This window comes from Curtobacterium sp. MCPF17_050 (assembly GCF_003224435.2).
Lineage (GTDB): Bacteria > Actinomycetota > Actinomycetes > Actinomycetales > Microbacteriaceae > Curtobacterium.
On the sequence record NZ_CP126250.1, the window covers coordinates 1,007,312 to 1,032,950 of the forward strand.

A 25,639-nucleotide genomic window follows, 5' to 3' on the forward strand; every position below is an offset into this window, starting at 1 on the left:
AGGCTGACCGCATGACCGACGGCCCGGATGCAGCGCGCATCCGGGCCGTCGTCGTCGACGACGCCGTCCTGCTGCGCGAGGGGCTGGCCCGCGTGCTCGACGAAGCCGGCATCGACGTCGTCGGGCAGTTCGGCGACCCGGCCTCGTTCCTGGCGGCGCTCCCCGCGCTCGCGCCCGACGTCGTGGTCATGGACGTCCGGATGCCGCCGACGTTCACCGACGAGGGCGTCCGCGCCGCCGTCCAGGCCCGTCGGATCGCACCCCGGACCGGGATCCTGCTGCTCTCGCAGTACGTCGAGGCCACCTACGCCGAGGACGTCCTCGCCGCGGGCAGCACGGGCGTGGGGTACCTGCTGAAGGACCGTGTGACCCGCCTCGACGAGATCGACGACGCCGTGCGCCGCGTGGCCTCCGGCGGCACCGTGCTCGACCCCGAGGTCGTCACGCAGCTCATGAGCCGCCGCCGCGACCCGCTCGCCGCCCTGACCCCCCGTGAGCGTGAGGTCCTCGGGCTGATGGCCGAGGGCCGCACGAACGCCGCCATCGCCCGCGCCCTGGTGATCGGGACCGGCGCGGTCGAGAAGCACGTCTCGAGCATCTTCGCCAAGCTCGCGCTCGAGGACACCGGCGAGGACCACCGCCGTGTCCTGGCCGTCCTGGCGTACCTCGGATGACCCGCGTCCCGGCACCACTGCTGGCGCTCGCCGCGATGGTGTCGGTCCAGATCGGGGCCGCGGTCGCGAAGACCCGCTTCGAGGAGGTCGGCTCGCTCGGCGCGGTCATGCTCCGCCTGGTCATCGGTGCGCTCGTCCTGGCGCTGCTCGTCCGTCCGCGGGTGCGGCACTGGACCCGCGTGCAGTGGCGAGGAGCCGTCGTGCTCGGCCTCGCCCTCGGCGGCATGAACGTCTTCATCTACCTCGCGTTCGCGACGATCCCGATCGGCGTCGCCGTGACGATCGAGTTCCTCGGTCCGCTGGCACTGTCCCTCGTGCACACCCGCCGGTGGCGTGATGCCGTCTGGGCAGCCCTGGCGCTCGCCGGCGTGGTGCTCCTCGGCGTCGGGCCGTCCGCGGTGGGTGACCTCGGGGGAGTCGCCGCGGCGGTGCTCGCAGCAGGGTGCTGGGCCGCCTACATCGTCATGAACCGACGCGTCGGTGCGGCGATCCCGGGCATCGACGGCCTGAGCGTCTCGATGCTCGTCGCGATGGTCGTCGCACTGCCGTTCGGGCTCCGGCCCGCGGCCGAGGGCGTCGTCGCGGACCCGGTGCTCCTGCTGGTCTTCGGCGCCGTGGCGGTCCTGTCGAGCGTGTTGCCCTACTCGCTCGAGATGACGGCCCTCCGGCGCATGCCGACCCGGGTGTTCGGCGTGCTGCAGAGTCTCGGGCCGGCACTCGCGGCGCTCGCCGGGCTCGTCGTCCTCCGCGAGGCACTGTCTCCCGTCGAGGTCGTCGCCCTCGCGTGTGTCACGGCGGCGAGCGCCGGGGTGACGCTCACGGCGCGCCGCAGCGCGGCGCCGCTCTGACCGACGGCGGACACGACCACCGTCGGGGGTGTGCGGGACGTGGGGTGGGCCTCCCGGCCGGCCGGGAGGCCCGTGCCACGTCGGCGACGCGACCGTCATCGGTCGCGCACCACGATCCGTCTACTCGCCGCGGAGGAAGTCCGCGTACGTGGGTTCCGCCTGCACGTCCGACAAGAGCGACGGGTCGTTGACCCGTTGGTCGACGTAGGCCTCGATGACCTCGGGTGGGGTGAGCAGGTGGGCGACCCAGGACGGCACCTCGGTCTTCTTCATGGTGCCTCCTTCCGATCTCCGGTCCGGACGGATGTCTCGAATCTCGAGCATCTTCGCGAACCGGTGTGTCGGGAACGATCCTCGCGCTCGTCCGCGAAGTCAACGCAGTGCGTCATACGGACTCCGCTGAGCGCTGTCGCACCGGTCGGGGATCAGAACGCGCCCCGTTCGTCGGTGCGTGCCCGGTCCGTGGGTCGGCGGCTCGGAGGGTCCGGTGCTTGACGGCCGAACGCCAGATCCAGGCGTCGGCCTGCTGCCCGAACTGCGCCCATTCGACGAGCACCGCGTCGCGCGTCCAGCTGCGGGCGAACGCCTTGACCCGTACGTGGAACGTCGGGAACTGCACCCATGCCCAGACCGGCATCGGGGTGACCGCGTGGCAGACGTCACCACCGCGTGCCTCCTCGGACAGGGAGAAGGCGCGCGGGCGTTCGACCTCCGGGTGTTCCGGGGGCTGCCACCGGTTCTCGCGACGCCGTCCCACTCCCGTATTCGAACGTGTGTTCGAACATTCCGTCAAGTCCCGGACGCGCTCCGGCGTGTCCCGGGGATCGGCGCGGTGGCCATGTAGCACTCCGAGGGCTCCTCGTCCACCCCCATGACGCGGGCCGGTTCCGCTCGTAGCCTGGCGTGACTGGCCCAGACCCTGCCAGCCGCGTCGCGCACTCCCGGATCCGACTCCGGTCCGACGTGGACACCGCCTCAGGAAGGCAACCATGCAGCACGTCACCGCCGCCCCCGGACTCCGCACCGGAACGTCGACCCGATCGCAGCACCTCCTGCAGCGTCCCGTTCGTCTCCACCTCCACTGTGTTGCTCCCGCACTCACCTCAGCGGCGCTCAGTCAGGACCTCGGCGGGTCGTGGGCGCCAGGGGCCGACAAATGGGGCCTCCCGACGATCGGTGAGTGGGCGTAGCCGTGGGCGAGAACGCGATCAGTGCCCGGTTCACCGGGGCGCAGTGGTTGTTGTCGGTCGGCCGGACCCCGTTGCTCCGCGTCGACACGCGTGCGGAAGCCGAAGCCTCCGGGCGCCAGCTCGCCACCGTCCTCGGCCTGCGCTTCGAGACGCCCTGCGTCATCGGCTGACGGCCTGCGGAGGAACGGCTCACGCGTCCAGGTCGGCTGCCGAGGCGATCCGCACCCGACCGGGCAGCCCCTGTAGCGCCGCGTGCCATGCCCACGCTGCAGCGACGAACACGGCAGAGGTGACGACCCACAGCGTCCACGGGACGGGTGAGTCGAGCAGGCCGAGCGTCAGCGGGAACAGTGCCATGCCGACCGAGCCCGCGGTCTGGAAGACACCGATGGCTCGCCCGCGGATGCGCGGGTGTGGGGCTTCCGCCATGACCGCGTTCGCGGCCGGGAGGTACACCATGTCGGCCACCGCGAGCAGGACCGCGACCAGGACGACGTAGGTCCACGCCGCCGCGCCGTGCAGGGCGGGGAGGAAGACGAGGGGCGCGGCGGTGAGCGCTGTGAGGACCGCTCCGAGGGCGATCAACCGGCCGCGGTGCAGCCCGGCGACTCGTTCCGTCACCGTCGTCTGCAGGAGGGCGCACAGGCCGGTCGCGATGGCGAACTGGACGGGCGCGACCGCGGGCGGCATGTCCCATCGCTGGACGAACAGGACGCTGAGCGCGACGTTCGGGAGGACCATGGCCGGCCCGATGAGGAACTGACCGAGCGTGATGAGACGCATCGACCGGTCCGCAGCGAACTCGCGGAACGACCCGGTCCGGCCATCGCGTCCGATCGCCTCCGTCGCAGCGGTGATCCGTCGACCGGTGCGTTGCGCCGCGAACACGACCGCCGCGGCGACGCTCGTCACCACGTTGGCGAGGACCAACCAACGGAGCCCGCCCGGGCCGTGCGCCAGTGTGACGGCGGCGATGACCGCGCCGGCGCCGAGGGCCGCAGCCTTCGTCGCCTCGAGGAACGCGAACCACCGTTCGAACGGGCGCCCGTCGGCGAGGTCGTGGACGTACGCCGTCCATGACGTCCAGTACAACCGCTCGGACGCGTTGACGAGGAAGATCGCGGCGAAGATCATCACCGGGTCATGGGCGATCAGGTAGAGCGCGAACCCCGCCGCGGACATCAGGTTGTTGAGGATCATCGATGCCTTCGCGCCGAACCGGTCGGTGAGGGCGCCACCGATCAGTCCGATGGGCAGGGCGATGAGCGAGCCGACGGTGGAGAGCACGCCGATCGCGGCCAGCGGCACATCGGTGGTGAGCGTGAAGTAGACGATCGTCAGCGGGAGGGTGAGTCCGGCACCGATGGTGTCGGTGAGGACCGCGAACGTGACGAAGCGGTGCTCACGGAGGGTCGACAGAGAAGCCCGTGTCCGGGCGAGAGCGAACAGCATACGGAGTGGTCCCAGGGGTCATCGCGGAGCCGACATGCGGCCGCGCGGGCATGCAGGAGGACGTGAGCGGGGAACTCACGTGGAGGAGTGGCCGTCGCTGGTGCGTCGGCTCAGTGCTGCGTTGCCATGACTCCGGGAGGTATCGGCCGTGGCCCGCTGCGTGCAGAGGCCGGCTTGACGGGGACCAGTGCCCGTGCGACTCGGAACGGCGTGCGCCGTGTTCCTTCCCCGCATCGGACCAGTAGCCGGAACGCTACCGGCTCATCTGCGGGAGCGCCACTGCCCGACGGTGGACCCGGCTGCTCGACGGTCTGGTCAGTTGCAGCGCGGCCGTCTGGACGGTCGTCCGGACACTCATCGCTCCTCGCCGGTGATGCGTGACCAGATCCCGAGGTCGACGCGGCCCGCGTCGGTGAAGCCCGCGTTCCGCGCGATGCCCTCGAAGGAGAACCCCGCGCGTTCTGCGACTGCCGCCGACGGCCGGTTCTCCGTCGCGATGCGCAACTCGATCCGCTCGAAGGACTGTTCCACCAACAGCCATGACGAGAGTGCTGCAACCGCCCGGGACGCATGTCCCCGTCCCCGGTGGTCGGGACTCAACCAGTAGCCGATCTCAGCTGTCCGCGCCCGCCAGTCGACGCGCTTCACGTCGATGCAGCCCGCCATGGCCCCGTCGACACGGATGCAGCGCACCAGCCCGGCACCGCTCGCACGGACCGACTCACTCACTCCCGTGCTCCACTCGGCGGCGAGTTCGACCGGGTAGGGACGGGGGAGCGGCAACCAGCGTCGGATGTCGCTGTCGTCGACAGCGGCGGCGATGGCGGGCGCGTCCAGAGTGGTGAACGCGGTCAGCCGTGAGCCGTCGTCGAGCTCGATGACCACGTCCGGGAGAACCTGCACGGAGCACAGTCTCGCTGATGTCCCCGGAGTCGTGTGGTCATCGAGCGCTGAGCGACCGCGAGCCGCGGCGCACGTCGAGTCTCCAGGTCACGAAGGGCCTCCCGGCGACACCGGCCCGGGTGCGGGTCGTCGGTCGCCACAGCAGTCTCGCCGCCCCGACCGTGGCGACGAGGGCGGGGTCGGAGGTCGACGCCGTGCAGGCGGCGGACGTCGCGCCGGCACAGCACCTACCCTGGACTGGTGCTCTCCCGACGTGACGCCGCCATCCGGCTCGACATCCCCCTCGAGATGGCGACCCACCACGGGATCCCGTCCCGCCTCAGCGAGGCCGAACTCACCGCGATCGAGCAGGACCCGCCCGCGTGGCTCGTGCAGTCGCGGGCGAACCGCACCGGCAAGAAGGTGTGGGTGCACCTGGAGTGCGTCGTGTGCGGGTACGCGGAAGAGGCCCGGCCGAAGAAGTGGTGGCCGGACTGGGACCACCTGATGTGCGACTACCACGCGCCGTACCAGGCGCCGGAAGCCCCGGCGGGCTTCACACGGCGCGAGGTCGAGGGTATCGGCAGCCGCTTCGTCGCCCTCGTCGACGAGCGGTCGTAGTCCGCGTCGTCAGTCGGCGTCGTCAGTCGGCGACGCGGGCCGTGGACTCGCGCACGCTCAGCGTCAACTCCGGCCCCGGCCGTGACGGCAGCGGAGCGTCGGCCTCGATCTGCTCGCGGAGCAGGACCGCCGCCCGCTGGCCGAGTTCGACGGTGTCACGCGTCAGCGAGGTGATCGCGGGGCGGACGAGCCGGATCATCGCGGAGTCGTCGAACGACACGATGGACACGTCCTGCGGCACGCGGACGCCCATCTCGCCCGCGACGCCGAGTCCCGCGACGGCGAGCACGTCGTTGTCGAACACGATCGCGGTGGGGCGCCGGGCGCCGGACAGCAGGCGTCGGGTGGCTGCGGACCCGGCCTCGGCGGAGTAGTCGGTGGGGATGGACTCCGTGCGGTCGTCCTCGGTGGCGTCCGGCAACGTACCCGCGAACGCCCGGACGCGTTCGATGCGCAGTGCGGTGTGCTCGAACTCCGGCGGCCCGGAAACGTGGGCGATGCGGCGGTGCCCGAGTGCGCGGAGGTACCGGAGGACGGTGTCGGTCGCGTCCGAGTCGTCGATCCAGACGCTCGGGGCCGACCCGGCGGGGGTGGGGTGCGAGCCGACGACGACCGACGGCATCCCGAGCTGGGCGAGCAGACGGAGGCGGTCGTCGTCCCGGCGCGGGTCGATCACGATGACGCCGTCGACCCGGTGCCCGCGCCACCAGTCGCGGTAGGTCTCGAGTTCCTCGTCGGCGTCACGGGCGACGAGCAGGGTCATGCCGATGTGGGTGCCGGTCAGGCCGAGCTGGATCCCCGAGATGAGGTCGCCGAAGAACGACTCGGTGCCGAGCGTGCGCGCCGGGCGGTTCAGCACGAAGCCGATCGACCCGGCCTTCGCGCCGCCGAGTGCCCGGGCCGCGGTGTGCGGCTGCCAGTCGAGTTCGCGCGCCGCCTGTCGCACTCGTTCTCGTGTCGCCTCGGACACGCCGGGGCGCCCGTTGAGGGCGAAGGAGACGGCGCTGATCGACACGCCCGCCCGCGCTGCGATGTCGGCGATCGTCGTCCGCCGTCCTGTGGCCACGGGCTTGACTATAGCGCTTTAGTCAGGCATCGTCGCCGTCACGCAGCGGTTCGGCGCAGAAGGCTGAACCGGTTCAGTAGCTCGACGAAGGAGTCAGCAACGATGAGAACCACCCCACGCACGACGTCGGGCCGAGTGGCCGCGATCCTCGCCGGCGCTGCCGCCGCAGCGCTCGTCCTCACCGGTTGCTCGAGCGGCAGCGGGGCGGCCACCGGTGGCGGTGGCGACGGAGAGGTCAGCGGGTCGATCACCCTGCAGACCTGGGCACTCACGCCGACGTACACGGACTACCTCAACGGCGTCGTGAAGGCGTTCGAGAAGAAGTACCCCGACGCGGAGGTCAAGCTCGTCGACCAGCCCGGTGACGGCTACGCCGAGAAGGTGCTCAGCCAGGCGTCGTCGAACTCCCTGCCCGACGTCGTCAACCTGCCGCCGGACATCGCCCTGCCCCTCGCGAAGCGCGGGTTCCTGCAGGACGTGGCGAAGGACGACTCCACGCTCGGGAAGACCTACGTCGAGGGCGCACTCGCGGCCTACCGGTACAAGGGCGTCGACGGCACGTTCGGGTACCCCTGGTACCTCAACACCGACATCGACTACTGGAACAAGACGATGTTCGAGCAGTGCGGCCTCGACCCGGAGAACCCGCCGACGACCACGGACGAGCTCTTCGACCAGGCCGCGACGATGCACGAGCAGTGCCCGGACGACTACCTCATGAGCCGCAAGCCCGGCCTGTCCGACTTCTCGCTGGCCGGCGTGAAGATCCTCAACGCGGACGGCACGAAGTTCACGTTCGCGGACTCCTCGAAGGCCGCCGACCTGATCAGCAAATACGCGAAGGCCTACCAGGACGGGCTCATGCCGTCGTCGGTCCTCAACACCGACTACCTCGGCAACTCCACCCTGTTCACGCAGGGCAAGGTCGCCTGGACCACCGGTGGTGCGACCGCGATCAGCGACTTCGAGAAGAACAACCCGTCGCTCAAGGGCAAGATCATCGTCTCGCCGGCGCTGGACAACCCGCCGCTGTACGTGCAGGGCCTCAGCGTCTCGGCGAAGAGCAAGCACCTCGCCACCGCCGAAGCGCTCGCCGCGTTCATGACGAACGCCGAGAACCAGGAGGAGTTCGCCCACCTGGTGAACATCTTCCCGTCGACGAAGTCCTCGCAGTCCGACCCGTTCTTCTCGGAGGACGACGGCACCGTGCACGCGAAGGCCCGCGTCCTCGCGAACGACGCCCTGAAGACCGCGAAGAACCTCAACCCGGTCGAGGCGAACTCGGCGATGACGGACTTCCTCGACCAGCAGATCGCGCTGGCGATGAAGGGCGGGACGACGCCCGAGAAGGCGTTGCAGACCGCCCAGACCAAGATGAACACCCTGCTCGCCAACGGCTGATCCGGCCCGGTACCCGAAGGAAGAGGGAGGATCGTCATGCGTGCGAACCGCTGGTTCACGCCCTGGCTGCTGGTGCTGCCCGCACTGGTCTGGCTGCTCGCGTTCAGTCTCTGGCCGTCGATCAACACCGTGCGGCTGTCGTTCACGAACGCCAGCCCGCTCGGTGGGGTCAGTGCATGGGTGGGGACGGCGAACTTCCGGACCCTGCTCGCGGACCCGCAGGTGTGGGAGGCGCTGCTCAACAGCGTCATCTACATGGTGGTGTGCCTGCCGCTGCTGACGGTCCTCCCGCTCCTCATGGCCGTGCTCGTGCAGCACAAGATGCCCGGGATCGCGTTCTTCCGGACCGCGTACTACACGCCGGTGATCGCGAGCGCGGTCGTGGTCGGGCTCATCTGGAACTGGATCCTCGACGACCGCGGCGTCGTCAACGAGATGGCGCAGTCGCTCGGCGTCGTGCAGGGCGCGATCCCGTTCCTGTCCGACCGGTGGCTGCTGCTGTTCAGCGCGATCAGCCTGACCGTGTGGAAGGGCCTCGGCTACTACATGATCATCTTCCTGGCTGCCCTCGGGAACGTCGGCAAGGACCTGCACGAGGCCGCCGCTCTCGACGGCGCCGGGGCGGTGCGCCGGTTCTGGTCGGTCACCATGCCCGGCGTCCGCGGCACCATGACGCTCGTCGGAATCCTGGTGTGCGTCAGCGCCCTCCGGGTCTTCAGCGAGCTCTACATCCTGACGAACGGGACGGGTGGCCCCGGCGGCCAGGACAACTCCCTCGTCATGCTCATCCAGCAGTACGCCCGCGGCTTCACCGGCAACCTCGGCTACGCGTCCGCCCTGAGCCTCCTGCTCTTCGCCGTGACGTTGATCCCGATGCTCGCCCTCGCCCGGATGAACAGCAAGGCGGACAAGTGACGAACACCACCAGCACCAGCGAACCGGTCATCGGCGGCAACGCCGGCGTGGCCGCACCGACACCGGACGTGACCGGCGCGACGGACGTGGGCCGGGCCTCCCGGCAGTCCCCGCCCGGCGGACGCAAGCGCCGTCGCGCGGTCTGGGGCGTCATGTCCACCCGTGAGAAGGTGCTCCGCTACGTCCTGCTCGTCGTGGTGCTGTTCATCACGATCGGTCCGTTCCTCTGGCAGCTCTCGACCTCGCTCAAGGGCACCGGCGAGGACATCTACACCGCGAACCCGTCGTTCATCCCCGCGCAGCCGACGTTCGGCAACTACCTCCGCGTGGGCGACGCCATCCCGGTCTTCGGGTACATCGGGAACTCGCTCATCGTCGCCGCGATCGACGTCATCGGGAACATCGTGTTCGCCACGCTCGCCGGGTTCGCGATCGCCCGCCTGCAGTGGAAGGGCCGCAAGGTCGTCCTCGGCCTGTTCCTCGCCACCCTCGTGCTGCCCGGCGAGGCGACGATCATCTCCCAGTTCGTCACGGTCAAGGACCTCGGCCTCGCCGACTCCCTGGTCGGTGTCGCCCTGCCCGGCATGATCGCCGCGCTCAACGTGCTGCTCATGTACAACGCCTTCCGCCAGGTGCCCGAGGAGATCGACCAGGCGGCCGTGATGGACGGCGCCAACGCGATGCAGCGCCTCCGCTACATCTCGCTGCCCGCCGTGCAGGGGACGATCGCCGTGATCGCGATCTTCTCGTTCATCGGTGCGTGGGACGACTTCCTCTGGCCGCTCATCGTGCTGCAGTCCCCGGACAAGCTCACGCTGACGGTCGGGCTGCAGTACCTGCAGGGCACCTTCGCCACCGACCAGCGGATGATCGCCGCCGGGACGATGATCGCGTTCATCCCGATCGCCGTGATCTTCGCCGTCCTGCAGCGCTTCTTCTTCAAGGGCGTGGAAGAGGGCGGGGTGAAGGGCTGATGCGCTTCGGCGTCAACCACACACCGTCGAACGGCTGGTTCCACTCCTGGCTCGACTTCTCGCCGTCGGACACCGCACGGGACCTCGAGGCGATCGCCGGGCTCGGCGCCGACCACGTCCGGGTCTTCCCGCTCTGGCCGGTCGTGCAGCCGAACCGGACGCTCATCCGGCAACGGGCGCTCGACGACGTGGCGACGGTGGTGGACATCGCCGGCTCGTTCGGACTCGACGTCACGGTCGACGCGCTGCAGGGGCACCTGTCGAGCTTCGACTTCTTGCCGTCGTGGCTCGACTCGTGGCACCGCCGGAACATGTTCACCGACCCCGACGTCGTCGGCTCGACCGCCGCGTACGTCCGGGCACTCGCCGCCGCCGTCGGGGACCGGCCGAACCTGCTCGGCGTCACGGTCGGCAACGAGGTCAACCAGTTCGCGCACGCCCCGCACCCGTCGCCGTTCGCGACGACGCCCGAGCAGGGGCACGCGTGGGCGGCGGCGATGGTCGCCGCGGCGCGTGAGGGGCTGGCCGGTCCGGAGGTTCAACCCGGCTCCGGCACCCGGCCCGCCTCCGCCGTGGGGGAGCGTCCGGCCCCCCTCGTGACCCTCGCCCAGTACGACGCGGCCTGGTACGACGACGCGCAGCCGTTCGGCCCGGAGCACGCGGCCGACCACGGGGACGCGACCGTCACGCACTCGTGGGTCTTCAACGGGTCGGCACGCCTGCACGGTGCCCTCGGCCCGGGGTCGGTCCGACACGGCGAGTACCTGCTGCAGCTCGCGGCCGCGTGGAACACCCGCGCGGACCGGCCGAACTGGTTGCAGGAGGTCGGCGCACCGACCAACGTGGTGGACGTGGCCGACGCCCCGACGTTCACCGAGCAGACCATCCGGCACGCCCTCGACGTGCAGGGGCTGTTCGGCATCACGTGGTGGTGTTCGCACGACGTGTCCCGCTCGCTCGCCGACTTCCCGGAGCTCGAGTACGACCTCGGCCTGCTCACGAACGACGGCCGCGTGAAGCCGACCGGGGAGCGGTTCCGTGAGATGGCCCTGGCGTTCGGTGACGGCCGGTACCAGGCCCCGACCCCGCCGACGACCTCGCTCGTGCTCGACGACGTCGCCCCGGACGGGACGCCGCTCGGTGGGACCCGAGCCGACTCGGCGCCGGGCGGCCGGTTCGCCGCGGCCTGGCTCGCGATCGCCGAGCAGGACGGCCGCGGCCCGCAGGTCGTGCTGCGCTCCCGCCTCGGGGATCCCGCGCTCCTGGCCGCGCGCGGGATCACCACCTGCGTCGACGTCCCGAACGACACCGCGTCCGCCACCGTGTCCGTCGCACACCCCGCGACGATGCCCTGACCCCGATCAGCACTTCCGCACGACCAGCACCACGCCCCACGCCCCGACGACCCGGACGGACACCGCCGTCCCGGAGGACCCATGCACGACGACATCCCGCTCACCATCGGCCGCGCACGCCGTGTCCTCGACGAGCGCATCCTGCCCGAGGTGCACGCCACCGCTGTCCCGCTCGACACCGCCTGGCACGAGCTGCCCGGTGAGCCGATCGCCCCCGCGGAGGGTCTGGCGCTCGACTTCGAACCGTACGAGGTCGGCACTCCGTGGGGTGCCGCGTGGGGGACCACCTGGTTCCGCCTGTCGGGCACCGTCCCCGCGGAGTGGGCCGGCCAGCGGGTCGAGGCGCTCGTCGACCTCGGCTTCGACAAGAACATGCCCGGCTTCCAGTGCGAGGGGCTCGTCTACCTGTCCGACGGCACCCCGGTGAAGTCGCTCAACCCCCGCAACCAGTGGGTGCTCATCACGGAATCAGCCGTCGGCGGCGAGACCGTCGAGTTCTTCGTCGAGGCAGCGTCCAACCCGGTGCTGCTCGACTACCACCCCTTCCTCGTCACGCAGGAGGGCGACATCCGCACGTCGTCCCCGAAGCGGCTGTACACGAGCCGCCGGATGGACCTCGCCGTGTTCGCCGCCGAGGTGCACGAGCTCGCGCTCGACATCGACGTCCTGCTCGAACTGCAGGAGGAGCTGCCGCAGGGCCCCCGGCGCATGCGGATCCTCCAGGCGCTCGACGACGCCCTCGACGCCCTCGACCTGCAGCACATCCCGGAGACCGCCCCCGGCGCCCGTGCGGCGCTCGCCGAGGTGCTCGCCGCACCCGCCGAGGCCTCCGCGCACCGGATCTCCGCCGTCGGCCACGCCCACATCGACTCCGCCTGGCTCTGGCCGGTGCGCGAGACGATCCGCAAGGTCGCCCGCACCACGTCGAGCATGACCGAGCTCATCGGCCAGACGGACGACTTCCTCTACGGCATGTCCAGCGCGCAGCAGTACGCCTGGATCAAGGAGCACCGGCCCGAGGTCTACGCGAAGGTCAAGGACGCCGTCGCCGCCGGCCGGTTCCTGCCCCTCGGCGGGATGTGGGTCGAGTCCGACACGGTGATGCCGACGGGCGAGAGCATCGTCCGGCAGTTCTCCCAGGGCCAGCGGTTCTTCGAGCGCGAGTTCGGCATCCGACCGAAGGGCGTCTGGCTGCCGGACAGCTTCGGCTACTCGCCGGCGCTCCCGCAGCTCATGCGTCGCGCGGGCTTCGAGTGGTTCTTCACGCAGAAGATCTCGTGGAACCAGGTGAACAAGTTCCCGCACCACACGTTCCTGTGGGAGGGCATCGACGGGTCGCGGGTGTTCTCGCACTTCCCGTCGATGGACACGTACAACTCGCGGCTGTCCGGCTCCGAGGTCGCGAAGGCCGCCCGGCAGTTCCGGGAGAACCGGCTCGCCTCCGGGTCGATCGCGCCGGTCGGCTGGGGTGACGGCGGCGGCGGCACCACCCGCGAGATGACCGGCACGGCGGCACGTCTGGCGGACCTCGAGGGCAGCGCCCGCGTCACGTGGGAGCACCCGGACGCGTTCTTCGACCGGGCCAAGAGCGAGCTGGAGAACCCGCCCGTGTGGGTCGGCGAGCTCTACCTCGAGCTGCACCGCGCCACGCTGACGAGCCAGCACCAGACGAAGCAGGGCAACCGGCGGAGCGAGCACCTGCTCGTCGAGGCCGAGCTGTGGTGCGCCACGGCCGCTGCCCGCACCGACTTCGCCTACCCGTACGACGAGCTCGACGCGCTCTGGCAGCAGGTCCTCCTCCAGCAGTTCCACGACATCCTGCCGGGCACCTCGATCGCGTGGGTGCACCGTGAGGCCGTCGAGCGGTACGCGGAGATCGCGGCCCGCCTGGAGGCCCTCATCGCCGCCGCCCTGTCGGCGCTCGCCGGTGAGGGGGACGCGACGGTCGTCGTCAACCCGGCCCCGAGCCTCCACGGCGGCGCCCTGGCGCAGAGCGCGATCCTGACGACCGACCTGGAGGCGACCACCCCGGTCCGCCTCGAGGAGGCCGACGGCGGCTTCGTGCTCACGAACGACCTGGTCCGCGTCGTCGTCGACGGCCGCGGACTCGTCACGAGCGCCGTCGACCTGGCCACCGGTCGCGACGCGATCGCACCGGGCCAGGTCGCGAACCTGCTCCAGCTGCACCAGGACTTCCCGAACATGTGGGACGCGTGGGACGTCGACCGGTACTACCGGAACCGCGTCGACGACCTGGTCGACGTGACCGCCCTGCGCGGCTCGGTCGACGAGGACGGGACCGCCCGCGTCTCGGTGTCGCGCTCGTTCAGCGAGTCGACGCTCACGCAGGAGATCACGCTCGCGCCCGGCACCCGGACGCTCGAGTTCGACCAGGTCACGGACTGGCACGAGACCGAGAAGTTCCTCAAGGTCGCGTTCCCGCTGGACGTCCGTGCCGAGCACACCATCGCGGAGACCCAGTTCGGCGCGCAGAAGCGGGTGACACACACGAACACCTCGTGGGAAGCCGCGAAGTTCGAGACGTCCATGCACCGGTACGTGCTCGTCGAGGAGCCCGGGTTCGGCGTGGCGCTCGTCAACGACTCGATCCACGGGTTCGACGTCACGCGCGACGCGGTCGACGGGCACGTCACGACGACGGTCCGGCTCTCGCTGCTCCGCGCACCGCGGTTCCCCGACCCTGAGACGGACCAGGGCGTGCAGACGCACCGGTACGGCCTGGTGATCGGGACCGACGTCGTCGGGGCGACCGCTGCGGGCACGGTCATGAACACGTCCGTCCGACGGATCGCCGGCGCGCACGGCTTCGACTCGCTCGTCCAGGCCTCCGGTGACGTCGTGGTCTCGGCCGTCAAGCTCGCCGACGACCGCATCGGTGACCTGGTCGTCCGCGTGTACGAGCCGGCGGGCCGACGCGGGACCGGGGGTCTGGCGGTCGACGGGCCGTTCGGCGAGCCGGTCGAGGTCACGCTGCTCGAGGAGACGGACCCGGCGCTGCCCGGCGTCGCCGCGGTCACCGACGGGGTGGCGGCCTTCGCGGTCGACGCCTTCGAGGTCCGCACCTTCCGCTTCCCGCGCACGAGCGAGGAGCGCTGACGGCGGCCCACTGAGACCCCCGCCGCCGGGACTTCGGGTGTCCCGGCGGCGGGTCCCACGGCCGGACCGGTCGTGGACCGCGGCGGCACCTCGTCGCCGCGGACACCACTCGAAGAGGAGTGTCATGCAGAAGACCATGAAGATCGGGATCGTGGCGGCGTTGGTCGCGATGGTGGCGGCGCCGATGGTGCCCGCCGCCGCGTCGGCGGCTCCCGGCGGGCCGGCAGCGGCATCGCAGGGCCACGGGCACGGCCACGGACACGGCCACGGCCACGGCCACGGCCACGGCCGCCCGGGGCACACCGCCCCGACGAAGTCCGGGCCGACGAGCATCGCCTACGTCGAGGTGAACAACGACGAGCTCCGGAACGTCGGCCGGTACACGCTCGAGAACGGCGCCAACGCGTTCGACGTGGCGATCATCTTCGCGGCGAACATCAACCGTGACGCGGACGGCGACGCGGTCCTGTACGCCAACGAGAACGTGCAGCGCACGCTCGACCAGGCGGCGACCCAGATCCGCCCGCTGCAGGCCAAGGGCATCAAGGTCACGCTCTCGGTGCTCGGCAACCACCAGGGCACGGGCCTGGCCAACTTCACGTCGAAGGCGGACGCGCGGGACTTCGCGGCGCAGGTGTCGGCGACCGTCGAGAAGTACGGGCTGGACGGCGTCGACCTCGACGACGAGTACTCGGACTACGGCGTGGACGGCACCCCGCAGCCGAACGACCAGTCGATCGGCTGGCTCATCTCGGCGCTCCGAGCGGACATGCCCGGCAAGATCATCTCGTTCTACGACATCGGCCCGTCGTCGACGTCGCTGCAGCACGAGAAGCCGTCGATCGGCAAGAAGCTCGACTACGCCTGGAACCCCTACTACGGCACCTACACGGCGCCGAGCATCCCCGGCGTGCCGAAGTCGAAGCTCTCGGCCGCGGCGGTCGACATCCAGAACACCCCGGTGGACCTGGCCGTCACGCTCGCCGAGCGCACCAAGGCAGACGGGTACGGCGTCTTCATGACGTACAACCTGCCGGACGGAGACGTCAGCCCCTACGTGTCGCAGTTCACGCAAGTGCTCTACGGTCAGTCCGCCGTCTACAAGTAGGGGAACGACCGATCCATGAGTGACGAGCGCCGTGGCAGCCCGACCACCGACAGCCCGACGAGCACCGGTCCCGTGACCGCGGTCGCGGCCCGGAACGGAGTCGGGTTCGTCTCCCGGCAGGCGACCCTGATCGAACAGACCGACCCGAGGGGGACCGTGCAGGTCGTCCCCGGGTTCGCCGGACGGGAGGTCGGGCTCACCGACGTCCTGACCTGGGTCTGGTTCCCGGAGCGGTCGCTGCCCGAGGGGCAGACCGAACCGGGGGTCTCGGACCTCGACCGGTTCTGGGCCGCCACGGCGTTCGCACTCGACGTCGTCTTCACCGACCGCACCCGGCTCAGTGACGGCGTCGGTGACGCTCTCGCCCGCGACCAGTACGGGGACGCCGTCACACCCGAGGCGCAGGACGACGCCCGCAAGCAGTGGGTCGACCAGTGGAACCGGCGGACCGTCGACCTGTCGGCGGTCGCCGGCAAGGTGGTGGACCGCCTGGAGGCCCGACTCGGCCGCGCAGACGGGCCCGCGTCCGCTGACGGGCCGGATCCGGCGGTGGACAGGGCGGTCCGGGCCGACGCCGGGCCGGCCGCAGACGCGGCGTCGGCCGCAACCGTCCGCACCGTGCGCGGTTGGCTCGACGACGTCCGGATCGAGCCGGCCGGCCCCGGGACCGGTGCCGTGCCTCCCGGCGGTCGCCCGCTCGACTCCGTCCGCACCACCCGGGGCACGCACTCGTCGGGCACGTTCTCGCGCGGGAACAACGCCCCGCTCGTCGGACTCCCGCACGGCGGGGTGTTCGGCCTGCCGATGACGAACGCGTCCGACAGCCGGTGGCCGTACGCCTACCAGGAGCACAACCGCCCGAGCGACAACCGCCCGGCGATCCAGGCGTTCGCGACGAGCCACCTGCCCTCGCCGTGGATGGCCGACCGCGGGGTGTTCCAGGTCATGCCCTCCCCGCTCGCCGAGCCCGACGTCGACCGGACCGCCCGCGCGCTCGGGTTCGACCACGTCGACGAGCTCGACGGACCACACCGGTACCGGGTCGGCCTCGACGAGGGCGTCACCGCGGAGATGACCGCGGGGGAGTTCGCCCTGGCCTGGCGGTTCACCGGTGTCCGCAGCGTCGTGCTCGACCATCACGGGGTGCTCCGCTCGTGTTCGGTCCGGCTCGAGGACGGTGCGGTGGTCGTCGACGCCCTGCTCGACGACCGCCCCGAGACCCCGCCGCACCACGTCCACGTCCGGATCATCAACGCGGTCGCCGAGCACACCACCGTCGTCGACGGGGAGCTCCGCGGGTGGGTCGAGGTCACCGGGGACACCGACGTGCTGCTCGGCATCTCCACCGTCTCCGCCGAGGACGCCGTCGCGAACCTGCGTGCAGCGGGCGACTTCACCGCGATGCGCGAGCAGGCCGAGGACCGGTGGGTCGCCGAACTCGACGTGCTCCAGGTCGAGGGCGCCACCGACGACCAGCTCGTCTCGCTGTACTCCGGGCTGTACCGGGCGTTCCTCTACCCGACGCGCGCGGGGGAGACCGCTCTGGACGGGACACCGCGCCACCGTTCCCCGTACGGCGACGTCCTGTCCGAGCCGATCCGGGACGAGCCCGGACCCGAGGTCGTCGACGGGCCGCTCACCACGACGAACGGGTTCTGGGACACCTACCGCACCGCGTGGCCGCTGCTCGCGCTCCTCACCCCGGACACGGCGGCCGACCTCGCCGAGGGCGTCGTCGGACACTTCACCGACGGCGGCTGGACCCCGCGCTGGAGTGCCCCCGGCGCCGAGGACGTCATGACCGGCACCACGAGCGACACGGTCTTCGCCGACCTCGTGGCCAAGGGCGTCGACGGGTTCGACGTCGAGCAGGCCTACCGGTCGGCGGTGCGGAACGCGACCGTCCCCGCGCGCGACCGACGGGTCGGACGGAAGGGGAGCCTCCCGGGCCTGTTCCGCGGGTACGTCGACACGGCGACCGGCGAGGGGATGTCGTGGACGCTCGACGCGGCCATCAACGACTGGGGTGTCGCCGTCCTGGCGCGGGTGATGGCGGAGCGTGCCGCGGCTGCCGGAGACGCGGCCGGAGAAGCACGGTACCGGGCCGAGCACGAGTGGTTCGCCCGTCGGTCCCTGCAGTACCGGAACGTCTTCGACCGGGAGCGCGGGTTCTTCATCGGCCGGACACCGGACGGTTCGTGGCGGGACGACTCCGACCCCGACGGCGGCTTCGACCCCGACGTGTGGGGGAGCGACTACACCGAGACGAACGCGTGGGGCACGATGTTCACCGCGCCGCACGACGGTGCCGGGGTGGTCGACCTGCACGGCGGGCCGGCCGGCTTCGATGCCGCGTTCGCCCGCTTCTCGGCGCGACCGGAGACCGGTGCCACCGACCGCTCCGGGTCGTACGGGTTCGCGATCCACGAGATGACCGAGGCCCGCGACATCCGCATGGGCATGCTCGGACTGTCGAACCAGCCCGCGCACCACATCCCGTTCTTCCCCATGTTCACCGGCCGGCACGACGACGCACACCGCATCGTCCGCGAGTGCCTCGACCGGCTGTTCGTCGGCTCCGACCTCGGCCAGGGGTACCCCGGTGACGAGGACAACGGCGAGATGAGCGCCTGGTACGTGTTCGCGACGATCGGGCTGTACCCGTTGGCGCCGTCGACCGGCACCTACGTGCTCGTGCCGCCGTCGGTCCGGCGGACGGTGCTGCGTCCGCCGGGGAGTGGTTCGCCCACCGTCATCGAGACCACCGGTACCGGCCGGTTCATCGGCGCCGTCACGGTCGACGACGAGCCGTGGGGGTCCATCAGCATCCCGCACGCGGTGGTGGTCGGGGCGTCGTGGATCGTCGTCGCGCTGTCGGAGACGCCGGTCGGGTGGGCTGCGGACACGCGCCCGACCTCGGCGTCCGAGCAGCACGGGTACCGGGACACCCCGGACGACGTCCTGCCGGTCGGGGCCTCACCGCTCACGGACGACACCGGGCTGACCCAGGTGGCACTCGCCGCGGGGGAGGGCGTCGTGGTGCCGGTCACGGTCGCGGCGGCATCGCTCGTCACGGTGACCGCGGCCGCGGCGGGGACGGCATCGTGGCGGATCGTGCTGCGGGACGCCGACGAGCGCGTGGTCCATCAGCTCGACGCGCAGGACGAGGAGTTCGTGTGGGCCGGGCAGACACGGGTGTTCCCGTTCGCCGGCGGGGTCAGCGCGGGGACGCTCTCGTTCGAGGCCGTGACGCCCGTCACGCTGACGCAGCTGCAGTGCATCGCCGCCGACGGGAGTCCGTCCTGACCGGGTGTTGACACGTCCTGGCTACGGGGATTAGCTTATGGCTAACACTCGTAGCCAGGAGGCGCTCATGCTCGAACACATCGAACTCGACGGCGGCACCATCGCCGTCGACGTCAGCGGCACCGGTCCGCTCGTCGTCCTCGCACACGGCATGGGTGACAGCCGCCACTCGTACCGGTTCCTCGTCCCGGAGCTCGTCGCCGCCGGCTACCGGGTCGCGAACGTCGACATCCGCGGCTGCGGGGACTCGAGCACCGGCTGGTCCGGCTACGAGCGCGCCGACATCGCCGCGGACCTCGTGGCCGTCGTGCGGCACCTCGGCGGCCCCGCCGTCATCGTCGGGCAGTCGATCAGCGGCGGTGCCGCGACCATCGCGGCCGCGGACGCACCCGACGTCGTCGCCGGCATCGTCGAGCTGGCTCCCTTCACCCGCGCACAGTCGTTCGACCTCGGCGGGTTCCTCCGCAACCGCAACCAGCACCGTGCCGGGACGTTCCGACTCCTCACGGTCATGACGACCGGCAGCCTGCCGGGTTGGCTCGCCTACCTCGACATCGCCGTGCCCACCAAGCCCGCCGACTGGACGGAGGAGCGTCGCCGCATCGAGGACACGCTCCGGCAGCCCGAGCGCATGGCCGTCCTCCGCGCCATGACGAAGACCTCGCCGACCGACGCCGGCGCCCGGCTCGCCGACGTCCGCTGCCCGGTCCTCGTCATCGAGGGCAGCGCCGACCCGGACTGGGCCGACCCCGCCGCCGAGGGACGCCGGGTCGTCGCCGACCTGCCGTCCGGTCTCGGCGAGCTCGCCGTGATCGAGGGAGCCGGGCACTACCCGCACACCGAGACCCCGGCCGAGGTCCTGGCGCTCCTGCTCCCGTTCCTCGGCCGCACCCTCGCCGCGCTGCCGATCGGGGGCGATCGTGCCTAGGGCCGGACTCGACGCGGCGGTCGTCACCGAGGCCGCCGCCGCGCTCGCCGACGAGAACGGGCTCGCGCAGGTGAGCATGAGCACCGTCGCAGAACGGCTCGGCGTCAAGGCGCCGTCGCTCTACAAGCACGTCGACGGTCTCACCGACCTCACCCGACGGATCGCGGTCGTCGCGGTCGCGGAACTCAGCGAAGCGCTGCGGGACGCGACGCAGGGGCGGGCCGGGAGGGACGCCCTGGCCGCCGCCGCCGGTGCGGTCCGCCGGTACGTGCGTGAGCACCCCGGTCGCTACGCGGCCACGACCGGCGCTCGTCCCGCGGACGCCGACGACCCGCTCACCCTCGCACTCGACCGGACACTGTCGTCGTTCTCCGCGGTCCTCCGCGACTACGGCCTCGACCCGGCGGACGAGGTCCACGCGCTCCGGATGCTCCGAAGCGTGCTGCACGGCTTCGCGACGCTCGAGGTCTCCGGCGGATTCCAGATGGGGACCGACGTCGACGAGAGCTTCACGTGGATGATCGACTTCCTCGACCGCGGCCTGCGCGCCGGTCCGTCACGATGAGCGTCGGACACGACCCCGTCCGCGGCGGCCTCCGCGCCGGCGCGGAACTCGTCGCCTGGGTGGCCGTACCGTGGGCACTCTGGCCGCACTCGATCCCGCTCGCGATCGGGGCCGTGCTCCTGCTGCTCGTCCCGCCTGCCGTGTTCTCGACGCCCGGCGACCGGCCGGGCGGCGACGCACCGGTCGCGACGCACGGCATCGTCACGATCGTGTCGGTCCTGGCGCACCTCGTCGGCGCGACCGTCGCCGCGTGGGTGATCTGGCCCTCCTGGCTGGCCGTCGTCGTCACCGCACTGTGCGTGACCGTCGCGGTCACCGAAGTGCCCCGGTGGCGGTCGCTGCTGGCCTGGCGGCGGATGTCGCAGCCATCGGCCTCATGACCCTCGTCCCTGCACCGGCGCTCGGAGATCGCTGCTCGCCCGGCGCCCGGGCTTCCGCACCCCCGGGGACGAGCGGTGGGACGCTGTGTTCGTGATCGACCCGCGCTCGCCCGACTCAGCCGTCTTCGTCGCACCCGACGGGGACGTGTACGTGGACCGCGACGGCCCCGGTGCCGCGACGTTGCGGCGGTGGCGGGACCGGTACGACCTCGTTGCCGTCCGTCGGCGACAGCGACGGGCGGCATGGGGATGGGTGCTGCTCGCAGTCGCGACCGTCGCACTGGCGGCGGCGGTGGGTCTCGGGATCGGCGTCCTGGTGGCGGGCCCGTCCCTCCGCGCGACGACGTTCGGAGCGGGTGGGGCATTCATCGGGGTCTGGGTCTGCATCGGGACCGCGTTCGTGGTCACCTCGGGCGAACCGCGGAGCGCCGCCAGGGCTGTCGTGCCCGTCCCGGCCGTGGTGCTCGCCGCAGCGCCGGCGGACGCCAGCCCAGCCGACGTGTGGCGGTGGAGCGTCGCCGTCACGGCCGAGGCCGACCGACGTCAGACGATCGGGTACGAGACGTACGTCGAACGCCCCTTCATGCAGGAGCAGGCGGATCGGGCACGGGAGCAGTACGCGGCGGTCTACCGGGCGTACGTCGAGACCGCGCGGGAGTTGGGCCTACCGCTCCGCGAGCCGGAGATCCCCCTCCTCACGGGTGACCCGAGCGGCACGGGCTCAGCCGGCGGCCCCGGAGGTCCACTGCGGTGACGCGAACAGCTCCTGCAACTCGGTCACCAGACGAGCCGCATGGAAGCCGTCCGCCGCCGCGTGGTGAATCTGGACTGCCAGAGGCATGACGACCCGGTCCTCGGTCCGCCGGTAGCGGCCGATGGTGAAGATCGGCGACAGGTGGTCCCACGCATCCCGGATCCCCAGCGTGAACCCGGTGAACGACGCCCACGGGATGCTCGACACGTCGAACACGTTCGGCGGCACGTCGTCCTGCGGGAAGAGCGAGGACGCCGTGCGGTACCGGTCGAGGACGTCGACGGCCTCACGGTGGAAGGTCGCGAAGTCCTCGCGGTACGGCGTCCACACACTGGCGAACGTCTCCCGTTCCGGGTTGAACACCGTGAACGACGGATGCACGACGTCCCACACGGCCGGGTCTCCGGACGAGTCGAGCGCCATGCGGAACGCCTCGTGTCGGTTGACGATGGTCGACAGCGCCCACATCTGCGCCACGGAACTCCTGACCGGCGTCCCGTGCAGGGCGCCGACCAGTTCGGTGACGTCGACGTCGATCGTCATCGCGTAGGTGCAGGGAACACGGTGGCGGTAGTGCTCGAAGTGCTCGCGGCGAGGCCAGGTCGCGACGTCGATCGGCCGGAGGGTGTCCATGGTGCCGAGCCTAGGACGGCGATGGTGCAATGCCGTCGGCCCGGTACCGTCGCTCGCATGGGTACTGCCTTCACGATCTGCCGGACCGTCGAGGACGACTGGCCACTGGTCCGCGAGCTCCGGATCGAGAACGCGACCGACAACCCGATCTCGTACGGGGCGACCCTCGAGACGACCCGCGGCATGACGGAGGACGACTGGCGTCTCCGCGCTCGGCGCGGCCAGGGGATCGACACGACCAGCCTCGCCGCGGTCGACGACCTGTCCGGCCGGTGGATCGGGATGATGAGCGCCCAGATCGGGGACGAGGACGGTCCGGGCCCGGTCCTGACCGGGGTCTTCGTCTCGCCGGCGTTCCGAGGTCGGACGCACGGTGTCGCCGACGCCCTCCTCGGGGGCATCGTGGACTGGGCGGGTCAGCGCGCGGACCACCTCCGCCTGTACGTGTACGAGCACGGGACACCGGCGCGGCGCTTCTACTCCCGCCACGGGTTCGTCGAGACGGGCCGGACTCGACCGGTGGGCTTCACCGACGGCGTGACGTTGGAGATGGTCCGGGCACTCGAGCAGGCCGGTCGGCCGGAAGGCGCTCCCCGGTGAGCCCGATCCGTCTGGTCTCACCGGAGGACAGCACGGCGCTCGCCGACCTGCTCGTCCGCAACCGGGAGTTCCTGGCACCGTGGAGCCCGATCCGGGCCGACGGCCACGAGACCGTCGAGGGCCAGCGCTCGGACATCGCGCTCGTGCTCGACCGACATCAGCGGGGCGAAGCCGCTCCGTTCGTGATCCTCGATGACGACGGCGGGGTCGCTGGCCGGCTGACGTTGAGCGGCATCGTGCGGGGACCCTTCCGGTCGTGCGCGATGGGGTACTGGCTGTCGGAGGACCGAACCGGACGCGGGCTGGCCACCCGGGCTGTGGCGGCGGCGCTCGGCCACGCGTTCGACGAGCTCGCCCTCCACCGGGTCCAGGCCGAGACACTGGTGCACAACACCGCCTCGCAGCGGGTGCTGGCCCGCAACGGCTTCCTGCAGTACGGTCAGGCGCCGCGGTACCTCGAGATCGCGGGCCGGTGGCAGGACCACCTCATGTTCCAACGCCTCCGCGATGACCCGCCGGTGGCGCCGATCCGTTGACTTTCCAAGCTGGCAAATGATTGACTTGCCGACATGGAAAACGAGCAAGACCTGGCCCGGGCCCGTGAAGCGCTCGCTGCCGTCGAAGCCACCCGCGCCTCCGTCGCCGACCGCCTCGTGACGCCCTGGTGGTACCACCCGACGCTCGGGCTGCTGACCGCCGCCTACCTCGTCGGCTACACGCTCGGTGGCACAGTGGTCCGGATGAGCGTCCTCATCGCCTTCTTCGTCGGACTCGGCGCCCTCGTCTCCGTCTACCGTCGCCGGACCGGCGTCTGGGTCTCCGGACATAGGGCAGGCGCCGCTACCCGATGGGCGGTGGCGATGGGGGTGTCGGCCGTCGTCGTGGTGGTGACCGCCATGGTCGTCCATGCCGCAACGGGCCTCCTCTGGCCGGTGTGGGTGTGCGCCGGGGTCCTGTTCGTCCTGATCGTCGCTCTCGGGCGGCGGTTCGACGCGCGCTTGCGGTCGGAGCTGCGCAGCGGCCACGTGGTCGCGTCCTGATGGCCTCCCCGCTCGACGAGCCGGCGAGCAGCGCGCCTCCGACCTTCGACGAGGTCGTGCACGCGCCGAACCGTCTGCAGATCTGCGCTTTCCTCGACCCGCTGGACGAAGCCGAGTTCTCGGTCGTCCGCGACGCACTCGGTGTGAGTGACTCGGTGACGAGCAAACAGGTGAAGGTGTTGCAGTCGGCCGGCTACCTCACGGTGAGCAAGCCCACCGGCAACGGCCGTGTCAAGACGTGGCTCGCCCTCACCCCGGAGGGTCGGCGCGCGTACCGAGCGCACGTCGCCGCCCTGCGGGTGCTGCTGGGCTGAGTCAGCCTGTGACGGAGCGTCAGGCGTGTTCGGCCAGATGCGCGCCCCACACGGCGTAGGTGTCCCGGTAGCGGTGCTCCTCCGCCTCCGGACGCCACACCGACCGCGTCAATTCCTCGGGGAAGCCCACGACGTCGACGCGCGGGTGGTCCGCTGCCACCGCACACGACCGGCGGTTGAGCTCCCGGCCGTGCGCACCGGCCGCGATCCGTGCAGGTCGGGAGAGGCTGCCGGCGTTGTCGAGCGGCGGGATCGCACCGACGAGGACCCGGGTGCCGGGCGGGAGCGCGTCGAGGAGCGCGGCGAGGGTGTCGCGGAGGTGCCGTTCCCAGGTGAGCGGCGACATCACCCGGAGGGCGTCGGTGATGCCGACCATGACGACGACGAGCTCACAGCCACGCAGGTGCTCGCGGTGTCCGTCCACCACGGTCGGCAGGTCCCGCACGCTCGACGACGGGGCGCTCGCGATGGACCACGACGTCCCGCGGCCACGCCGTGCGGTGCTGTGCCGGGCGAAGAACGCCGGCAGGGACAGCTCGTGGGTGCGCACGCCGAGGGAGAGCTCCCCGCGCTCGCCGAGGAACAGGACCCGTGTGACGTCCGATCCGACGACCGTTCCCTCCGCGGGGTCGTCCGGGTACACGTCCCACGCTGCGTCGGAACGGCGGAAGAGGAACTCGCTGAACCGGCCGACGCGTGCCGGCAGCGTGACGGCGGACCGGACGGCCGTGCGGACTCGTGACATGGGTGCGCCGCCGTCGATCCCTGCGGCAGCGGGTGCGCCGCGCGTCGACGTCCTTCCGGCCAGCGCCACGCTAGTCCTCACGAATGTGGACCGTCGGGGTACGGCGCCGTGCGCCGCGACCTTGTGGACGGGACGACGGGAATGTGGAGGGGATGACGGGAATCGAACCCGCGTAGCCAGTTTGGAAGACTGGGGCTCTACCATTGAGCTACATCCCCGCGGCCGCGCACGAGTCGCGGCCCCACCACCATACCGGACGAACGACACCGCCATGATCCTGCCGCCGCCGGACGAGTCGTCGCAGCGCACGATCAAGCGCTCCCGGGTGCTCTCGTACGTGCTCGTCGCGGTCGCCGCGGTGATGCTGTCCCTGCGCCCGGAACTGCTCGGCGACCCGCAGGCGCAGCCGTGGCACGCGCTGCTGCACGTGTGGCGGATCGTGGTCGGTCTGCTGCTCGGGGTCGCCGCGCTGGCCGTCCAGGTCATCGTCGGGGTGCGCTGGCGACAGGGCCTCCGGAAGTCCGCGGACGACTGACTTCCCCACAACCGAGGGTCCTGCCGGGGATCGCGCATCGCGAGCCCGCTAGACTCATCGAGGTCGTGGGGCCGGACTCGTCCTGCCCGCGCGTCAACAGGCGCACACGACGATCCTGGCCCTCGTACCGGGGCGTAGCTCAGCTTGGTAGAGCGCCCGCTTTGGGAGCGGGAGGTCGCAGGTTCAAATCCTGTCGCCCCGACCAGGTCACATCGAACGTCAACCAACAGGAGAAC

The 25,639-nt window shown here is 71.3% G+C and carries 27 protein-coding genes and 2 tRNA genes; 21 read left to right on the plus strand and 8 right to left on the minus strand.

The window, feature by feature from the left end:
* Window positions 1-11: 11 nt before the first annotated feature.
* Complete coding sequence (locus DEJ34_RS04805) at window positions 12-674, plus strand: response regulator transcription factor (RefSeq protein ID WP_110911658.1); 663 nt, start codon at window positions 12-14, stop codon at window positions 672-674.
* A complete protein-coding gene (locus DEJ34_RS04810) occupies window positions 671-1,522 on the plus strand; it encodes an EamA family transporter (protein WP_110890235.1) in 852 nt (283 codons plus the stop codon). The genes DEJ34_RS04805 and DEJ34_RS04810 overlap by 4 nt, the downstream gene beginning before the upstream one ends.
* A gap of 120 nt (window positions 1,523-1,642) precedes the next feature.
* On the opposite strand, the gene DEJ34_RS04815 is transcribed toward DEJ34_RS04810, so the two are convergent.
* Window positions 1,643-1,795, minus strand: coding sequence for a hypothetical protein (locus DEJ34_RS04815; protein ID WP_181419398.1), 153 nt, complete (start codon window positions 1,793-1,795; stop codon window positions 1,643-1,645).
* 112 nt (window positions 1,796-1,907) lie between these two features.
* Window positions 1,908-2,279: a hypothetical protein gene (locus DEJ34_RS04820; RefSeq protein WP_110823786.1), complete on the minus strand. Its 372-nt coding sequence runs from the start codon at window positions 2,277-2,279 to the stop codon at window positions 1,908-1,910.
* Between the two features lie 423 nt (window positions 2,280-2,702).
* Here DEJ34_RS04820 and DEJ34_RS04825 point away from each other — a divergent pair, with 423 nt between their 5' ends.
* Entirely contained in the window at window positions 2,703-2,882 is a 180-nt protein-coding gene (locus DEJ34_RS04825) for a hypothetical protein (RefSeq protein WP_146232771.1), read from the plus strand.
* Window positions 2,883-2,901: 19 nt separating this feature from the next.
* Here the strand turns inward: DEJ34_RS04825 and DEJ34_RS04830 are convergent, their stop codons facing one another.
* Both DEJ34_RS04830 and DEJ34_RS04835 read right to left on the minus strand, forming a co-directional pair.
* The gene (locus tag DEJ34_RS04830) at window positions 2,902-4,164 is read right to left on the minus strand and encodes an MFS transporter (RefSeq protein ID WP_110911657.1); all 1,263 of its coding nucleotides are present in this window, start codon (window positions 4,162-4,164) and stop codon (window positions 2,902-2,904) included.
* Between the two features lie 354 nt (window positions 4,165-4,518).
* Window positions 4,519-5,067 carry a GNAT family N-acetyltransferase gene (locus DEJ34_RS04835; RefSeq protein ID WP_181422267.1) on the minus strand — a complete coding sequence of 183 codons (549 nt, stop codon included), beginning with the start codon at window positions 5,065-5,067 and terminating at the stop codon, window positions 4,519-4,521.
* Between the two features lie 240 nt (window positions 5,068-5,307).
* On the opposite strand from DEJ34_RS04835, the gene DEJ34_RS04840 reads away from it, so the two are divergent.
* The gene (locus DEJ34_RS04840) at window positions 5,308-5,667 is read left to right on the plus strand and encodes an eL42 family ribosomal protein (RefSeq protein ID WP_110890232.1); all 360 of its coding nucleotides are present in this window, start codon (window positions 5,308-5,310) and stop codon (window positions 5,665-5,667) included.
* A 22-nt stretch (window positions 5,668-5,689) separates the two neighbouring features.
* On the opposite strand, the gene DEJ34_RS04845 is transcribed toward DEJ34_RS04840, so the two are convergent.
* Entirely contained in the window at window positions 5,690-6,733 is a 1,044-nt protein-coding gene (locus DEJ34_RS04845) for a LacI family DNA-binding transcriptional regulator (protein ID WP_110911654.1), read from the minus strand.
* A gap of 102 nt (window positions 6,734-6,835) precedes the next feature.
* Between DEJ34_RS04845 and DEJ34_RS04850 the strand changes: the two genes are divergently transcribed.
* From DEJ34_RS04850 to DEJ34_RS04900, 11 genes are all read left to right on the plus strand, one after another.
* Window positions 6,836-8,134 carry an ABC transporter substrate-binding protein gene (locus DEJ34_RS04850; protein WP_110911653.1) on the plus strand — a complete coding sequence of 433 codons (1,299 nt, stop codon included), beginning with the start codon at window positions 6,836-6,838 and terminating at the stop codon, window positions 8,132-8,134.
* A gap of 36 nt (window positions 8,135-8,170) precedes the next feature.
* Window positions 8,171-9,049 carry a carbohydrate ABC transporter permease gene (locus tag DEJ34_RS04855; RefSeq protein WP_110823792.1) on the plus strand — a complete coding sequence of 293 codons (879 nt, stop codon included), beginning with the start codon at window positions 8,171-8,173 and terminating at the stop codon, window positions 9,047-9,049.
* On the plus strand, window positions 9,046-10,023 hold the full coding sequence (locus DEJ34_RS04860) for a carbohydrate ABC transporter permease (RefSeq protein ID WP_220032830.1): 978 nt from the start codon (window positions 9,046-9,048) through the stop codon (window positions 10,021-10,023). The genes DEJ34_RS04855 and DEJ34_RS04860 overlap by 4 nt, the downstream gene beginning before the upstream one ends.
* Window positions 10,023-11,378, plus strand: a complete 1,356-nt coding sequence (locus DEJ34_RS04865; protein WP_110911652.1) for a glycoside hydrolase 5 family protein — start codon at window positions 10,023-10,025, stop codon at window positions 11,376-11,378. Before DEJ34_RS04860 ends, DEJ34_RS04865 begins: the two co-directional genes overlap by 1 nt.
* Window positions 11,379-11,459: 81 nt before the next feature.
* Window positions 11,460-14,495 carry an alpha-mannosidase gene (locus tag DEJ34_RS04870; protein ID WP_110911651.1) on the plus strand — a complete coding sequence of 1,012 codons (3,036 nt, stop codon included), beginning with the start codon at window positions 11,460-11,462 and terminating at the stop codon, window positions 14,493-14,495.
* A 124-nt stretch (window positions 14,496-14,619) separates the two neighbouring features.
* Window positions 14,620-15,603 (plus strand): endo-beta-N-acetylglucosaminidase H, encoded by a 984-nt coding sequence (locus DEJ34_RS04875; RefSeq protein ID WP_110900674.1) that lies wholly within the window; start codon window positions 14,620-14,622, stop codon window positions 15,601-15,603.
* Window positions 15,604-15,618: 15 nt separating this feature from the next.
* Window positions 15,619-18,909, plus strand: coding sequence for a GH92 family glycosyl hydrolase (locus tag DEJ34_RS04880; protein WP_110911650.1), 3,291 nt, complete (start codon window positions 15,619-15,621; stop codon window positions 18,907-18,909).
* Window positions 18,910-18,976: 67 nt separating this feature from the next.
* Complete coding sequence (locus tag DEJ34_RS04885) at window positions 18,977-19,837, plus strand: alpha/beta fold hydrolase (protein WP_110911649.1); 861 nt, start codon at window positions 18,977-18,979, stop codon at window positions 19,835-19,837.
* Window positions 19,830-20,402 (plus strand): TetR/AcrR family transcriptional regulator, encoded by a 573-nt coding sequence (locus DEJ34_RS04890; protein ID WP_110900677.1) that lies wholly within the window; start codon window positions 19,830-19,832, stop codon window positions 20,400-20,402. Before DEJ34_RS04885 ends, DEJ34_RS04890 begins: the two co-directional genes overlap by 8 nt.
* A complete protein-coding gene (locus tag DEJ34_RS04895) occupies window positions 20,399-20,782 on the plus strand; it encodes a hypothetical protein (RefSeq protein WP_110900678.1) in 384 nt (127 codons plus the stop codon). The genes DEJ34_RS04890 and DEJ34_RS04895 overlap by 4 nt, the downstream gene beginning before the upstream one ends.
* A 91-nt stretch (window positions 20,783-20,873) precedes the next feature.
* Window positions 20,874-21,536: a hypothetical protein gene (locus DEJ34_RS04900; protein ID WP_146236937.1), complete on the plus strand. Its 663-nt coding sequence runs from the start codon at window positions 20,874-20,876 to the stop codon at window positions 21,534-21,536.
* Here the strand turns inward: DEJ34_RS04900 and DEJ34_RS04905 are convergent.
* On the minus strand, window positions 21,504-22,169 hold the full coding sequence (locus tag DEJ34_RS04905) for a CatA-like O-acetyltransferase (protein ID WP_110911647.1): 666 nt from the start codon (window positions 22,167-22,169) through the stop codon (window positions 21,504-21,506). The two genes, DEJ34_RS04900 and DEJ34_RS04905, sit on opposite strands and share 33 nt — an antisense overlap.
* Window positions 22,170-22,226: 57 nt before the next feature.
* On the opposite strand from DEJ34_RS04905, the gene DEJ34_RS04910 reads away from it, so the two are divergent.
* The 4 genes from DEJ34_RS04910 to DEJ34_RS04925 are packed head-to-tail and all read left to right on the plus strand — an operon-like array spanning window position 22,227 to window position 24,123.
* Window positions 22,227-22,769, plus strand: coding sequence for a GNAT family N-acetyltransferase (locus tag DEJ34_RS04910; protein ID WP_181422266.1), 543 nt, complete (start codon window positions 22,227-22,229; stop codon window positions 22,767-22,769).
* Window positions 22,766-23,305 carry a GNAT family N-acetyltransferase gene (locus DEJ34_RS04915; protein ID WP_110911645.1) on the plus strand — a complete coding sequence of 180 codons (540 nt, stop codon included), beginning with the start codon at window positions 22,766-22,768 and terminating at the stop codon, window positions 23,303-23,305. Before DEJ34_RS04910 ends, DEJ34_RS04915 begins: the two co-directional genes overlap by 4 nt.
* Before the next feature lie 33 nt (window positions 23,306-23,338).
* Complete coding sequence (locus tag DEJ34_RS04920; RefSeq protein WP_110911644.1) at window positions 23,339-23,809, plus strand: hypothetical protein; 471 nt, start codon at window positions 23,339-23,341, stop codon at window positions 23,807-23,809.
* Window positions 23,809-24,123 carry a transcriptional regulator gene (locus tag DEJ34_RS04925; protein WP_110911643.1) on the plus strand — a complete coding sequence of 105 codons (315 nt, stop codon included), beginning with the start codon at window positions 23,809-23,811 and terminating at the stop codon, window positions 24,121-24,123. Before DEJ34_RS04920 ends, DEJ34_RS04925 begins: the two co-directional genes overlap by 1 nt.
* 19 nt (window positions 24,124-24,142) lie before the next feature.
* Here DEJ34_RS04925 and DEJ34_RS04930 read toward each other — a convergent pair whose 3' ends face one another.
* Complete coding sequence (locus DEJ34_RS04930) at window positions 24,143-24,868, minus strand: SGNH/GDSL hydrolase family protein (RefSeq protein WP_110911642.1); 726 nt, start codon at window positions 24,866-24,868, stop codon at window positions 24,143-24,145.
* 144 nt (window positions 24,869-25,012) lie between these two features.
* Window positions 25,013-25,086, minus strand: a tRNA-Gly gene (locus DEJ34_RS04935).
* 53 nt (window positions 25,087-25,139) lie between these two features.
* Between DEJ34_RS04935 and DEJ34_RS04940 the strand changes: the two genes are divergently transcribed.
* Window positions 25,140-25,403 carry a hypothetical protein gene (locus tag DEJ34_RS04940; protein WP_110911641.1) on the plus strand — a complete coding sequence of 88 codons (264 nt, stop codon included), beginning with the start codon at window positions 25,140-25,142 and terminating at the stop codon, window positions 25,401-25,403.
* 128 nt (window positions 25,404-25,531) lie between these two features.
* Window positions 25,532-25,608 (plus strand) — tRNA-Pro (locus DEJ34_RS04945).
* Window positions 25,609-25,639 lie beyond the last annotated feature (31 nt).